The following is a 13,409-nucleotide window of genomic DNA, read 5'->3' on the forward strand; positions in this document are numbered from 1 at the left end:
ACTGGAAGCCTATAGGCTGACGGGTATGGCACGCGTTGCAGACCCCGCTGAACTCGCCCGAACCTTGCTCGGTCGCTGGCAGATCTGCGGCACCACGTTCAACTACTGGCGCACTCCAACACGACTTCGCCCCACGGTTGAGTACGAGATCGTCAAGAGCAGTCCCCTCGAGCTGCTCGAGACCAACCGCTACACGCGCACCGACAAGGGCGAGCGTGAGTTCGTGTGCCATTCGCAGTGGAAAGGCGATCATTTCGTCTGGCAGATTCCTGACGAGCCGCAGCTCGACAGCGCCTTCGTCGTCAGCGACACGCCTGCGACAACCGACATCATCGCTGTGCACTTCGGCAACAGCGGGCAGGGCGACAGCTGGGTCAACATCCTCGCTCACGAGAACCTGAAGCCCGAGGAGGTGCGCACCCTCGTCGCGCGCGACACCTACAGCTTCGAGCTGACCGCCGACGAGTTCTGGCGCCTGACGTGGCTCCACACGACCGATGCCGCATGATCCCAGCGCCGCAAGGCCTGCTCGACCAGTTCGCCGCCGCACGCGAGGCGTCTGTCGTCTCGTTCAGGCAGCACGACAGTGAGCCCACGGGCGACGGATTCATCGTCGGCTACTCGGTCGAGCTGCGCACAGCCGACGGGGCAGAGGAGCACGCAGACGTCTACCTGAACACCGCCAGCAGGGCAGCTGCCGATGAGCGCTCCCTCGTGCTGACCGGTGCCGACGGGTCTCGTGTCGTCGCCTGGCAGTATCCGCATGACCCGTCGCTGCCCGCGCTCTCGGCAGTCTCGTTTCCTGAGGCGGTCGGACACGTGCTCGAGAAGTTCGGCATCCGCGCACACGGGGCCTCTGTCACGCTCGAGGCCTATCGGCCCGGCAAGCGGGCGGTGTTCCGTGTCGACGCCGAGTCGGGCCGATACTTCATCAAAGTCGTCGACCCCGCGTCAGTCAGTGCGATTCACGGGATGCACGGCATGTTCCTGGCGCGCGGAGTTCGGGTTCCGCACTCGCTCGGCTATGCAGACTCAGGCATGCTCCTGCTCGATCGCCTGCCCGGAGACAGCGCAGCGGCAAGGATCGCCGACATCGGCGGCGACCCGCGCTTCCTCTCCTCCCTCGACGCGCTCACCCTGCACATGGCTCAGGTGCCGCTCACGGGGTACGCACGGGCGTCACTGGCTAAGCGAGCGGACTGGTACTCGAGCCGCATGCGACAGATTGCTCCGGCTTTCGCCGACCGCACTCAGGTGCTGACGCAGGCGATCGCCCGCATCTACGGCGATGCCAAGCAGGAGGCGCTCGTCGCCATTCACGGCGACATGCACCTCGGACAGATCTTCGTCGACCCGGCGGAGCCCTGGCGGATCATCGGCGTGCTCGACATCGACACGGCAGGCATGGGCGACCCGGCAGATGATCGCGGTGCGCTCTATGGGCACATCTGCGTCTCGTCGCTCGAAGCCGCTGCGGCAGGGCGCGCAGATGCCGACACGGCGTTCTGGCAGATGGCGACGACGCTGAGGGCCGGCTTCTCCGACTGGCGCGTGCGCAGCATCGCAGCGACGCACCTGGTCGGTCACGCGCTGGCCACCGCGTCGAAGCAGACCGAATCGGGCGACGGTGTCACTGTGCGGCTGCTCGACGAGGCAGACTCGCTGCTGCGCGCACACTGAGCTCAGATCGCGGTCTCCGGCACCTGTCTGCTGAGCTCGCTCGCCAGACCGCCGCCGTTCGGCGCCCAGACCCAAATTGTGCCGTCGTCATGCGGCTGGCTCTTGCGCCCACCGGCGAGCACAGCCTCCTGCGGGGAGAGCTCGCGGATGGCGACTGCAGCGACGTGTTCAGGGTGATGCTTGGCGAACGCTCCGTAGATCTGCTCGTCATGCTGCCCGTCGTCGCCGACGAGGATCCAGCGCATGTTCGGGAACTCCTCTGCCAGACGCGCAAGATTCTGCTCTTTGTGATCTTTGCCCGATCGGAAGAACCTGTCGTGCGTCGGGCCCCAGTCAGTGAGCAGCAGCGGGCCGGCCGGATAGAGGTTGCGCGAGAGGAACCTCGAGAGCGTGGGCGCCACGTTCCAGGCTCCGGTCGACAGGTAGATGAAGGGCGCGGACGGATGCGCGTTCTTGATGCGCTCGTAGAGCACCGCCATGCCGGGCACCGGACGACGCGCGTGCTCGTCGAGCACGAACGCGTTCCAGGCGGCGAGCATGGGCCGCGGAAGCAGCGTCACCATCACCGTGTCGTCGACGTCGGAGATGACGCCGATTCGGCATTCGGGGTCGACTACGAAGACAGGTGCGTCGACCGGAGCCGAGCCAGAAGTCGAGACTTTGAGGGTGTTCCAGCCGGGTTCGAGTGAGAAGGGAACAACGGCATCGACCACGCCGCCCCTGTCAGCTGTGACGACATGCGACTCGCCGTTGTGAGAGACGGTCACATCGACGTGGTTGAGGGCGATGGAGGTGAAGCTGCGCCAGCCGCGCACGTCTTCGTACAGCGCCTGGTTCTCCTCGCCGTGTCTGACGAGCAGGACTCGGCAGAGCACGCGAGCCCATCCGTCGCCTCCGTAGCCGGGATAGGCGATGATTGCGGGGATGCGGCCCGATCGCAGGGCACGAGCCTCACGAAACTCGTGGATCCAGTCTTCGACCTTCGCTGCTCGGTGCAGAAGGGGCTTGGGCAGATAGTCGAGGGGGGAGGAGTTGGTCGCCATTTCCATCCTTTTCGGTGTCCGACGCAAGCCTACGGCAGAACTGGTTGAGCAATCTCAAGGAATTGGTCGAGGCACAGAGGAATTTCCTGGATTCGCGTTGTACACTGCCTGAGTTGCGACGTAAAGTTGCGTTGCACGTAATGCCGCGTTGCAAAACAATTGCACAGGGTGACTGAAGGGAAGTTGTGATGTCGTCCAAAGAATCTTTGTCTATTACTTTGAGGAATCAACCAGTGCAGGCTCGAGCCAGCCACAGGATTGAGTCGCTGCTGGACGCCGCTGCGGCCGCAATCGACGCCGGTGGCTACGAGACTCTGACCACGCAGATCGTTGCTGAGCGCGCTGGTGCGTCCATCGGCACCGTGTACCGCTACTTCCCAGACCGCCTCGCTGTCATCAGGGGGCTCGCAGAGCGCAACACCGAGCGTCTGCTCGTGAAGGTCGACGAGGTCTTCGCACAGGAGCTGCCTGAGTGGAAGCTCTACTTCAGGGGCCTCATCGACGCCTTCGCGACGCTGCTGAAGACCGAGCCCGGCTTTCGGGCCGTTCGCACGGGCGACCACATCGAGTTCGCTGACGGACGTGCGCGCACTCGCGTGACCGACGACCTCGTTGAGCGCCTCTGGGAGCGTGTCTCGACGCAGTTCGGCCTCGACGAGAACTCCGGCAACCGCGAGTCGATCCGCGTCGCAGCAGTGCTGGCCATCGGCCTCACCTACAGCGCGTTCTCGGCATTCCCCGGCGGCGACAACTCGCTGCTGAACGCCGCGCGTCGTCACAGCGAGCTCGAAGCGGCTCCTGCCTTCAGCTGAGACACTGCCCCGCAGCAGACAAGGTGATTGCGCGCTTCAGCCCCGGCTGAAGCGCGCAATCACCTTCTTTGCCGCCCACATGATGATCATGAACGCCAGGATGATCGCGACGAAGATGTAACCGGCACCGTGCAGGCGATCTGCCAGAGCCGCGTACGTGCCGCCTGCCGCCCATCCGGCGCTTGCGTACAGCGTTGCCCAGATGGCGCATGCCGGCAGGGTCCAGATGGCGAACCGCTTGTATGCGAAGCCGCTGGCGCCCACGGCGAGCGGCACGAGCGAGTGCGCAACGGGCAGGAACCGCGAGAGGAAGATGAATGGCCCGCCGCGGCGCAGCACGCTTCGCTCGATCGACTTCCAGGCGCGGAACCAGCGCTTTCGGCGGATGAGCAGCTGCAGGATTCGGGGCCGGAACACTTTGCCCAGAAAGTAGCCGAATGACTCGCCGAGCAGCGCGCCCAGTATGCAGCCGATGATCAGGCCGGCCCACTGCCACCAGTTCTCTGTCGCCGTTGCGGCAACCAGCACCACGGTGTCGCCGGGCACGATGAGCCCGATGAGGATGCTCGTCTCAAGCGCGATCGCGACGAACGCGAGCAGCAGCCGCTGCCAGTCGGGCACACTCGCCACGAACTCGAGCAGCGCGCTGATCAGGTCGTCGATCACCACCTACTGCATCACTCCTTCGCGGAGCGTGTCGAGCCGCGCACGCCAGACACTCGCCCGAGTCAGGTCAGCGAGCGGGGGTCCGCCGACCCAAGATGTAACGGGGCGGATGCCGTGTCTCGCGTTCATGATCCAGACTTCGCACCCCTCGAGATCAGCGGGCTGAGAGAACTCGGGCGACATCCGCACGCCGTCTGCAGCAGCAAGCCTCTTGACGGTGCGCCAGGTGACCGAATCGATGCGCTCAAGATCCTCATCGGGATAGCAGAGCGTGTCGCCGCGCCACCAGCACATGGCCGAGAACGCACCCTCGATGACTTCGCCGTCGAAGCTCAGCAGAACGGCTTCTGTGGCGCCTGCTTCGGCGGCCTCGGCGTTGAGCTCGGCGAGCGCAGGCAGATCCGGGCCCTTGACTGCGGGAGTCGTGCGAGGGTCATTCGGCGAAGTCCAGAGCACGGCAGCGTCGTCGAGACGAGGGTCTGGGCGGATGTCTCGCTCGAAGCGGCCATCCGCGAAGTCGACGCGCGGAAAGAATGCGCCGGCTGCAGGCGTGGCCTCGCGCGCTGCGCGCATTGCGGCCTCTGCTGCCGTCGCGTCGCCGCCGGAGAATTCGACGGCGCGAGAGAAGCGGGCCACGTGTGCCTCGAAGGCGAGCACGCGACCGTCGAGGCTCAGCCAGGAGTCGGCTGCATCGACTGTTGCCATAGGATCGAGTTTATGCCAGAGTCGCCGCTCCTGATGCCGAGACTGGGGGCGACCTGGTGGCAGGATGCGCGGCTCAGCGCGGCAGACGCCTTCTTTGCGCTCGGGGCGAACGACCCCGCTGCCGACGTGGTCTGGCTCGAGGATGCGGTCGCCGGAGTCAGCGTCATCGCTGCCGGCGGAGCCGTCGTCGAATCGGCAAGCCTCGAGTCGCTGCGGCTCGATGATCGGCTTGCGTGCGGCTGGATCGCGTACGACGGGTCTTCGCGGTGGCTGCTGCCAGAGCGATGGGTCGTCGTCGATCAGGGCAGGGCTCAGCTGCAGTCGCGGGGGCGGGCCTGGAACCTCGCGGCGGTGTCTGCGGGGCCCCAGGCTCCTGCGGTGCCCGTGCTTGCGCATCCGCAGGTCGACGACACCGCGTACGCAGCCGCAGTGCGCGAATGCCAGGAGTGGATCACCCGCGGCGACTCGTATGTCGCTTGCCTGACGACGCAGTGGCACGCACCGAAGATCGACCCGGTCGAGACGCACCGCCGTCTGCGCGCGCAGAGTCCTGTGCACCGGGGCGGCTTCATGCGGATCGGCGACACCGCCATCTCGTCGATCTCGCCAGAGCGCTTCCTCTCGGCCGCAGACGGCGAAGTCAAGACGAGCCCCATCAAGGGCACGAGGGCGCGGCACAGTGACCCGGAGGCGGATGCGCGAGCAGCTGAAGAGCTGCGCTCCAGCGTCAAGGAGCGGGCCGAGAATGTGATGATCGTCGACCTCTGCCGAAACGACCTGCATCGTGTGTGCGACGCGGATTCGGTGTCGGTCTCGCAGCTGCTCGAGGTCGAGAGCTTTCCGACGGTGCACCAGCTGGTCTCTTCTGTGCACGGACGCCTCTCAGGCGGCCTCGGTGTGCTCGATGCTGTCAGGGCGCTGTTTCCGGCCGGGTCGATGACCGGTGCACCCAAGGAGCGCACGATGCAGCTGCTCGCTGGCCTCGAGCCTTCAGAGCGCGGTCTCTACAGCGGCTGCTTCGGCTGGATCAGCGGAAGCGAAGGCGAGCTCTCGATGACGATCCGCACGATTGTGAGTGACTCAGGCGGCACGTCATTCGGCGTCGGCGGGGGAGTGACAGCACTCTCTGATGCCGACGACGAGGTGGCAGAGATGCATCTGAAGGCAAAGGCGCTGCGAGCCGCGCTGGCTGCTTCGCCCGCGTGACGCCGGTCAGGCGCTCTCGACGTAGGCGATGAGCTCGTCGAGCTCGAGCGTCCAGCCTTGGGCGAGTGAGCGAAGGGCCCGGAGCACCTGTGCGTCATCGCCTTCTGGGAAGGCGAAGCCCGACTCCTCGAGGTGAATGAGAGTGCCCAGCTCGTCGGGCTTGAGCGTGATCGCGACTCGCGAAGCGGCATCTGACATGAAGCCCTCTGCCCATGCGAACTCGAGTCGCTGGCCGGGCTCGACCGCCAGCACCTCTACTGCGAGCACGATCTCGCCCGTCCAGGCGATGCGACCGGTTGCGCCCGGCTTGATGCCTGCCGGGAAGGTCGCGATGTCACCGAGCCAGCCCGCAAGATGCGCTGGCTGGCTGATGGCCGTCCAGACGGCGGCAGGCTCTGCTCGAGCGGTTGCGACCCGCGTGATGCGACGCGACGGAACATCTGCCGTCGCAGGCGGATTCACGAAGTCGTCGCCGGTGCCGTCGAGGGTCATGGTTCGATTCTGCCCTACAAAATCACGGCTACGATTATTGAATGCGCGTGCATGGAGGAACAGTGCCAGAAGAACAGTACGATTTCGCGAGCCTGCAGGAGAAGTGGCAGCCCCGCTGGGAGCAGCTGCGCCCGTTCGCAACCGAAGACCCGAGTGACGAGCGCCCCAGAAAGTACGTGCTCGACATGTTCCCGTACCCCTCGGGCGATCTGCACATGGGGCACGCTGAGGCGTATGCGTATGGCGATGTGCTCGCCCGATACTGGCGCCACAGGGGCTACAACGTGCTGCATCCGATCGGCTGGGACTCCTTCGGCCTGCCCGCTGAGAACGCGGCGATCAAGAACGGCATCGACCCCAAGGCCTGGACCTACTCGAACATCGAGCAGCACAAGCGCTCGATGCACCGGTACGCGACCGCCTTCGACTGGGAGCGCATCCTCCACACCTCAGACCCCGGCTATTACAAGTGGAACCAGTGGCTGTTCCTCGAGCTGTACAAGCGGGGTCTGGCGTACCGCAAGGACTCACCCGTCAACTGGTGCCCGAAAGACCAGACCGTGCTGGCGAACGAACAGGTCGTCGCCGGCCAGTGCGAGCGGTGCGGCACCGAAGTCGTCAAGAAGAAGCTGACGCAGTGGTACTTCAAGATCACCGACTACGCCGACCGGCTGCTCGACGACCTCGACCTGCTCAAGGGCAAGTGGCCCGACAAGGTGCTGCGCATGCAGGCCAACTGGATCGGCCGCTCGCGGGGCGCTGACGTCGACTTCACGATCGAGGGCAGCGACCGCACGGTTCCGGTGTTCACGACGCGTCCCGACACCCTGTTCGGCGTCACGTTCATGGCTGTCGCGCCCGACTCAGACCTGGCTGCAGAACTCGCCGCTGGCTCGGATGCCGAGTCGCGCATCCGCTTCCAGGACTACCTGACGTCGACCCAGAAGCTCACCGACATCGAGCGCCAGGCGACCGACCGCACCAAGACCGGCGTGCCCCTCGGGCGATTCGCGGTGAACCCCATCACCGGTGACCGCGTGCCGATCTGGGCAGCCGACTACGTGCTGGCCGACTATGGGCACGGCGCAGTGATGGGCGTGCCCGGCCACGACCAGCGCGACCTCGACTTCGCCCTGCAGTTCGGGCTCGAGGTCAAGGCTGTCGTGCAGCCCGTCGACGAAGACCCGATCGACCCCGCTGCCTCTGGCGAGGCATACGTCGGCGATGGCGCTGCGGTCAACTCGGGCGTGCTCGACGGACTCTCCGGCGCCGAAGCAGTCAGCGCTGCGATCCAGCTGCTCGAAGACCGGGGCACCGGCCGAGCTGCGACCACATACCGTCTGCGCGACTGGCTGATCTCGCGTCAGCGCTACTGGGGCACCCCCATCCCGATCCTGCATCGTGAAGACGGCACCATGGAGCCTGTTCCCGCCGAGCAGCTGCCGGTCGTGCTGCCTGAGGCAGAGGGGCTCAACCTGACGCCCAAGGGGCAGAGCCCGCTGGCCGCCGCGACGAGCTGGGTCGAGACGACCGCATCCGACGGCACTCCCGCGCTGCGCGACGCCGACACGATGGACACCTTCGTCGACTCCTCCTGGTACTACCTGCGGTTCCTGTCGTCGAAGGACGACACCCAGGCGTTCGACCCAGAAGAGGTGCGCAAGTGGGCGCCGATCGACGTCTACGTGGGCGGTGTCGAGCACGCGATTCTGCACCTGCTCTACTCGCGCTTCATCACCAAGGTGCTCTACGACCTCGGCTACGTCGACTTCGAAGAGCCCTTCACAGCACTGCTCAACCAGGGCATGGTCATTCTCGACGGCGCGAAGATGTCGAAGTCGAAGGGCAATCTGGTCACGCTCTCTGAGGAGCTCGACCAGCACGGTGTCGACGCTGTGCGTCTGACGATGTGCTTCGCCGGGCCGCCCGAAGACGACATCGACTGGCACGACGTGTCTCCGGCCGGCAGCGGCAAGTTCCTGGCTCGCGCATGGCGACTGTCGGGTGAGGTGACATCGCCTGTCGGAGCAGACCCGACCGCCGGTGACCGCGCGCTTCGCTCGGTGACGCACCGCCTGCGCGCCGACCTGCCGTACCTGGTCGAGTCGTACAAGTTCAACGTTGTCGTCGCGCGCCTCATGGAGCTCACCAACGCGATTCGCAAGACGGTCGACAACGGCCCCGGTGCCGCAGACCCCGCTGTTCGCGAGGCTGTCGAGCAGCTCGCCTCGACCGTGTCGCTCTTCGCGCCGTACACGGCAGAGGACATGTGGGAGCGACTCGGTCACGAGGCTTCTGTTGCGAATGTGACCTGGGGCGAGGCAGACGAGGCGCTGCTGGTAGACGACACCGTCACGGCAGTCGTGCAGGTCACCGGCAAGGTTCGCGCCAGGCTCGAGGTCGACGCCGACATCACGGCAGACGAGCTCGAGCAGCTCGCCCTCGCAGACAGCGCGGTGCAGCGGTCGATCGGTGAGCGCGAAGTCGTCAAGACCATCGTGCGGGCTCCGAAGCTCGTGAACATCGTGGTGAAGTAGCGACTCTCCACAGAGCAGACTCTGCACAGCCTCGGTCAGGGGCGTGCAGGGTCTGAACGCCTGCGCATAGCCTCGGGCGCATGCTCGGAGACAAGCTGCGAATCGGAGCCGGTGCGGCTGTCGTGCTGGTGATCGGCGCCGTCGCAGGCGCAGCGGTCACGAACGCCGTGCAGCCGGCTCCTGCCGCCCAGATCGCCGTGGCCGAGGCGTCTGCGAGCACAGAGCTCTACGTCGACGTGCAGGGCGCCGTCGAGCGGCCCGGCATCGTCATGCTCTCGTCGGGCGCGCGCGTCATCGACGCGGTGGCCGCGGCCGGGGGAATGACGGATGACGCGGCAGCCGGGTCGGTCAACCTCGCTCGCGAGGTGGTCGACGGTGAGCAGCTCGTCGTGCCCGACGGCAGCGCTGAAGCAGCCGGAGCAGACGACGGCCTCGTCAGCATCAACAGTGCCTCAGCCGAGGAGCTGCAGATGCTGTCGGGCATCGGTCCGGCACTGTCGAGCGCCATCATCGCCTATCGCGACGAGAACGGACCCTTCACCGCGGTCGAGCAGCTCGAAGAGGTTCCCGGCATCGGGCCTGCCATGATGAGCCGCCTCGCATCCCTGGTGAAGCTGTGAGGCCAGGCGGCATGCGACTCGATCTGCGCCTGGCGGTTCCGGTTGCGACAGCATGGGCCACGATCAGCGCCGCAACCGTGCTGCGTGCTGACGGAGCAGCACTGTGCCTTGTGGTGCTTGCGGTCACGCTGTGCGCTGTCATGAGCGCGTGGGCGCTGCGGCGGCACCCGCGGCTCTTCGCTTCGCTGCTCATGATCGCCGTCGCTGGCGGAGCCACGCTGCTGCTGGCCGTGCGCTGGTCGTCAGTGCCGTTGACCCCGGATGATCCGCCTGAGCGCTGCGAGGTCGAGGCGAGACTGAATGCCGGCAACCCGCTGCCGGTCACCGTCGATGTCGCAGCGTCGGAGTGCGACGGCGACCCCGGACCCATCGGAGAAGCGCTCATGCTCGAGGCCGAACTGAACCCGCAGGAGCTGGGCTTCGGCACGCGCTTCACCGCTGACTGCAGCACGTGGCTGTTCGAGGGCACCTGGATGCTCGAATGCACCGACGCCGTCGTGCTCGAGCGGCCGACGCACGCGGTGCTCAGCGCGGCCTGGCGCGGGGAGTTCCAGCAGGCGACCGCATGGCTGCCGGGTGACGGGGGAGCACTGCTCGCCGGCCTTGCCATCGGCGACACCTCGCGAACCGACGACGATCTGCAGAAGGCAATGCTCGACGCGGGCCTCTCGCATCTGACGGCCGTCTCGGGCGCCAACTGCGCAATCGTGACCGGTGCCGGGTTCGCTGCCGCAGCTGCGCTCGGAGCCCGGCGCGGTGTGCGCGTTATCGTCGCAGCGGCCACACTGGTGCTCTTTGCGGTGCTGGTGACTCCTGAGCCCAGCGTCGTGCGCGCATCCCTCATGGCCGGCATCGCCCTGCTGGGACTGCTGCGAGGCGAGCCCCGCGGCGCCCTGCCGCTCATCGCACTGGCCGTGTTCGCCGCGCTCTTCATCAACCCGCAGCTGGCGCTCACCGTAGGCTTCGTGCTGTCGGTGCTCGCGACAACCGGTCTCGTGGTGCATTCGGCCCCGCTCGGAGCGTGGCTCTCGAAGTGGCTCCCCACGCCGCTTGCGCTGGCCATCGCGGTTCCGGCGGCGGCGCAGCTGTGGTGCCTGCCCATGCTCATCACCCTCGACAACGGAGTGCAGCCGCTCTCGGTGCTCTGGAATCTCGCTGCCGCTCCCGCTGCGCCGATTGTCACGGTGGTCGGGCTCGTTGCATGCATCGCAGCGCAGTTCAGCGGGATCATCGGCGGTCTCATCGCGGCCATCGCGTGGCCGGCGGCAGCGTGGATCGGGGCCCTCGCACGGCTCAGTGAGACCCTGCCGAGCGTGCAGGTGCCCTGGCCGGGCGGATGGATCGGCGCTGTGCTGAGTGCGGTGCTGGTGGCCGGCGCGCTCATCATGCTGCGACGGCAGCGCCTGGGGTCGGCAGTCGTGGCTGCGGCGTGCTGTCTCGGCCTGCTCTCTGCCACCGTGCCCCAGGTCGTGCAGTGGAGCGCCCTGCGCGACTGGCGGATCGTGCAGTGCGATGTCGGCCAGGGCCACGCGACGCTGTTCAGAGCGGCGGGTCAGACCGTGCTGATCGACACCGGTCCCGACCCCGAAGCGCTCAGGGAGTGCCTTGCCACAACACACGTCGACCGAATCGACGCGCTGCTGCTGACGCACTTCGACCACGATCACTCGGGCGCCGCAGAAGCCGTCGCCGGGCTGACGTCGACGGTCGTGCACGGGCCGACGGATGCGGATGCGGCCGAACAGCTGCACATACTGGCCCAGCACGGTGTCGAGGCCGTCGAGGTCGAACAGGGGCAGCGCATCGACGTCGGGCCGATCGGCATCGACGTGCTCTGGCCGCCGCCGGAGAGCGATGCCGGCAACGAGGGCTCGCTCGTGCTTGCGCTGCACGCAGACGCCGACGGCGTCGCTGAGCTGATTGTGCTCGGCGACATCGGCGAGCGCCAGCAGCGGCGCCTGAAGGGGAGCCTGCCGCCAGCCCACGCGATGCTCGCCGCACACCACTGCAGCCGCGATCAGGACGCAGCACTGTACGCAGAGGTCGCTCCTCCCGTCGTGCTCGTCGGGGTGGGCGAGAACACGTACGGCCACCCGACCCCATCGTGCCTCTCGCTGATCGAGGCCGCGGACTCGGCAGCGCTGCGCACCGATCTGCTCGGCACCATCGCGATCATGGCCGACGGCACGGTCTGGTCAGAACGCCGCGCCAACTAGGATTGACCTCATGGCTCGCACACCGATGACTCGCTGGCAGGAAGCCGCACCGGCACCCATCGTCCTGCTGCTCGGCAAGGAAGAGCTGCTCGTCTCGCGAGCCAACCGGCGCATCCGCGACATCCTCCGGATGGAAGACGAGGGGCTCGAGGTCCACGACATCGACGCGGGCTCCTACGACCCCGGCACGCTTGCCCTGCAGGCGAGCCCGTCGCTGTTCATGGAGCCGAAGCTGCTGCGGGTCAGCGATCTCAACAGCATGACCGACGCGTTTCTCGACGACGCGATGGCGATGATCGATGATCCGTTCGACGGCGCCACCGTGGTGATGCACCATTCCGGTGCCACGACCCGCGGCAAGCGCCTGCTCGATGCTGTCAAGGGCGGCAAGGGCATCGTCGTCGACTGCGGCGAGCTGAAGTACGACTCTGACAAGCAGGCGTTCGCGAGGGCCGAGTTCGTCGAGGCCGGTCGTGAAGCGACACCCGGTGCGCAGAACCTGCTCGTCAAGCGGTTCTCAGACTCGATCGGCTCGCTGGCCGGTGCGATAGCGCAGCTCGTCGCCGACACCACAGGCCAGATCACCGAAGAGGTGGTCGAGAAGTACTACGAGGCGCACGAGCACACGACCGCATTCCAGGTCGCTGACGCGGCCGTGCGAGGCAATGCCGCCCAGGCGCTGGTGTTGCTGCGGCAGACGCTCTGGTCGGGTGCGCATCCGGTGCCGATCGTCGCCGCATTCGCCTACCGCATTCGCTCACTCGCGAAGGTCTCGACGGGACAGCGCGTCAGGCTCGCACCCAAGGCCATCGACGAGGCTCGCAGCGATCTGCGCCGGTTCGACGAGGCGAAGCTCGCACGCGCGGTTCGCGTCGTGGCCGAGACAGACCTCGCCGTCAAGGGCGGGGAGCGCAGCCCCGAGTACGCACTCGAGCGCATGATTCGCATCCTCGCCGCCTGAGCAGGCGTCGCCGACAACGAGAAAAGCCGCCCATCCCCGAAGGAATGCGCGGCTGTTCTGCTTAGCTCAGTGCTAGAGCGCTGCGACCTGCTTGGCCAGCGACGACTTGCGGTTGGCAGCCTGGTTGGCGTGGATGACGCCCTTGCTGACAGCCTTGTCGAGCTTCTTCGAAGCAAGCTTCAGCGACTTCTCGGCGCCAGCCTTGTCGCCAGCGGTGATCGCGGTGCGCGTGTTGCGCACGACGGTCTTCAGCTCGCTCTTGGCCTGGCGGTTGCGCTCGGTAGCCTTTGCGTTGGTCAGGATGCGCTTCATCTGCGACTTGATGTTTGCCACGTGTGATGCTCTTTCTCTCGCGAATCAATGATGAGTGGAACCGTTTTCGACTCCACGGCACGTCGATGGGGAAAATCAGAGGGATCGACGTGGAAGCCAAGGATCAAGTATAGACGAATTCAGAGGCCTGAACAACGA

The 13,409-nt window shown here is 66.4% G+C and carries 13 protein-coding genes; 8 read left to right on the plus strand and 5 right to left on the minus strand.

Going from position 1 to position 13,409, the window contains the following annotated elements; genetic code table 11:
- Positions 1 to 25: 25 nt before the first annotated feature.
- Both CZ674_RS05520 and CZ674_RS05525 read left to right on the plus strand, forming a co-directional pair.
- A complete protein-coding gene (locus CZ674_RS05520; protein WP_086991528.1) occupies positions 26 to 508 on the plus strand; it encodes a hypothetical protein in 483 nt (160 codons plus the stop codon).
- Positions 505 to 1,680 (plus strand): aminoglycoside phosphotransferase family protein, encoded by a 1,176-nt coding sequence (locus CZ674_RS05525; protein WP_086991529.1) that lies wholly within the window; start codon positions 505 to 507, stop codon positions 1,678 to 1,680. Before CZ674_RS05520 ends, CZ674_RS05525 begins: the two co-directional genes overlap by 4 nt.
- A 2-nt stretch (positions 1,681 to 1,682) precedes the next feature.
- Here the strand turns inward: CZ674_RS05525 and CZ674_RS05530 are convergent, their stop codons facing one another.
- Positions 1,683 to 2,723, minus strand: coding sequence for an App1 family protein (locus tag CZ674_RS05530; protein ID WP_200810046.1), 1,041 nt, complete (start codon positions 2,721 to 2,723; stop codon positions 1,683 to 1,685).
- A 233-nt stretch (positions 2,724 to 2,956) separates the two neighbouring features.
- Here CZ674_RS05530 and CZ674_RS05535 point away from each other — a divergent pair, with 233 nt between their 5' ends.
- Positions 2,957 to 3,535: a TetR/AcrR family transcriptional regulator gene (locus CZ674_RS05535; protein ID WP_159456912.1), complete on the plus strand. Its 579-nt coding sequence runs from the start codon at positions 2,957 to 2,959 to the stop codon at positions 3,533 to 3,535.
- 36 nt (positions 3,536 to 3,571) lie between these two features.
- On the opposite strand, the gene CZ674_RS05540 is transcribed toward CZ674_RS05535, so the two are convergent.
- On the minus strand, positions 3,572 to 4,204 hold the full coding sequence (locus CZ674_RS05540) for a DedA family protein (protein ID WP_234988451.1): 633 nt from the start codon (positions 4,202 to 4,204) through the stop codon (positions 3,572 to 3,574).
- Positions 4,205 to 4,906 carry an aminotransferase class IV gene (locus tag CZ674_RS05545; RefSeq protein ID WP_086991532.1) on the minus strand — a complete coding sequence of 234 codons (702 nt, stop codon included), beginning with the start codon at positions 4,904 to 4,906 and terminating at the stop codon, positions 4,205 to 4,207.
- A gap of 12 nt (positions 4,907 to 4,918) precedes the next feature.
- Between CZ674_RS05545 and CZ674_RS05550 the strand changes: the two genes are divergently transcribed.
- Positions 4,919 to 6,112, plus strand: coding sequence for an anthranilate synthase component I family protein (locus CZ674_RS05550; protein ID WP_086991533.1), 1,194 nt, complete (start codon positions 4,919 to 4,921; stop codon positions 6,110 to 6,112).
- Positions 6,113 to 6,118: 6 nt separating this feature from the next.
- Here the strand turns inward: CZ674_RS05550 and CZ674_RS05555 are convergent, their stop codons facing one another.
- Positions 6,119 to 6,604 (minus strand): SRPBCC domain-containing protein, encoded by a 486-nt coding sequence (locus tag CZ674_RS05555; RefSeq protein ID WP_086991534.1) that lies wholly within the window; start codon positions 6,602 to 6,604, stop codon positions 6,119 to 6,121.
- 41 nt (positions 6,605 to 6,645) lie between these two features.
- Between CZ674_RS05555 and leuS the strand changes: the two genes are divergently transcribed.
- The 4 genes from leuS to holA all read left to right on the plus strand — a co-directional run bounded on the left by leuS (position 6,646) and on the right by holA (position 12,938).
- Positions 6,646 to 9,141 carry a leucine--tRNA ligase gene (gene leuS, locus CZ674_RS05560; RefSeq protein ID WP_086991535.1) on the plus strand — a complete coding sequence of 832 codons (2,496 nt, stop codon included), beginning with the start codon at positions 6,646 to 6,648 and terminating at the stop codon, positions 9,139 to 9,141.
- A gap of 80 nt (positions 9,142 to 9,221) precedes the next feature.
- Positions 9,222 to 9,761, plus strand: a complete 540-nt coding sequence (locus CZ674_RS05565) for a ComEA family DNA-binding protein (RefSeq protein ID WP_086991536.1) — start codon at positions 9,222 to 9,224, stop codon at positions 9,759 to 9,761.
- A gap of 11 nt (positions 9,762 to 9,772) precedes the next feature.
- Positions 9,773 to 11,977 carry a ComEC/Rec2 family competence protein gene (locus CZ674_RS05570; RefSeq protein ID WP_086991537.1) on the plus strand — a complete coding sequence of 735 codons (2,205 nt, stop codon included), beginning with the start codon at positions 9,773 to 9,775 and terminating at the stop codon, positions 11,975 to 11,977.
- Between the two features lie 10 nt (positions 11,978 to 11,987).
- Positions 11,988 to 12,938, plus strand: a complete 951-nt coding sequence (holA, locus tag CZ674_RS05575; protein ID WP_086991538.1) for a DNA polymerase III subunit delta — start codon at positions 11,988 to 11,990, stop codon at positions 12,936 to 12,938.
- 72 nt (positions 12,939 to 13,010) lie between these two features.
- On the opposite strand, the gene rpsT is transcribed toward holA, so the two are convergent.
- A complete protein-coding gene (rpsT, locus tag CZ674_RS05580) occupies positions 13,011 to 13,271 on the minus strand; it encodes a 30S ribosomal protein S20 (protein ID WP_086991539.1) in 261 nt (86 codons plus the stop codon).
- Positions 13,272 to 13,409 lie beyond the last annotated feature (138 nt).

The sequence above is a fragment of the Agrococcus casei LMG 22410 genome, assembly GCF_900163565.1.
GTDB lineage: Bacteria > Actinomycetota > Actinomycetes > Actinomycetales > Microbacteriaceae > Agrococcus > Agrococcus casei.